This is a genomic window from Methylobacterium nigriterrae, from assembly GCF_037106235.1.
Classification (GTDB): Bacteria; Pseudomonadota; Alphaproteobacteria; order Rhizobiales; family Beijerinckiaceae; genus Methylobacterium; species Methylobacterium nigriterrae.
Map to the genome: position 1 here is coordinate 1 of NZ_JBAWTG010000942.1, position 265 is coordinate 265.

Below are 265 nucleotides of genomic sequence, written 5' to 3' on the forward strand. Positions count from 1 at the left end.
CTGGTCGCCTCGGCCGGGTTTGTCGTCACCCGGCTCGCCCGGGTTCGCGCTGTTGCCCCGGAGGCCCTGGCTGCCGTGGCCGTTGTCGGTATTTCCGTTTCCGGATATACCAGCGTTTCCCTTGCCATTGCTCGTGTTGCCGTTGCCCGCGATTCCACCGTTGCCGGTTCCCGGTACGTGCGTGCCGGTGTTCCGCGTGGGGTCGCCCGTGTTCGGCACGGTATCCGACGTCTGGTCGGTGCTGTCAGCGGGGGCAGTACGCAGG

Annotated in this window: 1 pseudogene; it reads right to left on the reverse strand. The window is 67.5% G+C overall.

Annotated elements, in window-relative coordinates:
- Nucleotides 1-219 (reverse strand): annotated as a pseudogene (locus tag WDW90_RS39785) (hypothetical protein); the annotation flags it as partial.
- Between the last annotated feature and the right edge of the window lie 46 nt (nucleotides 220-265).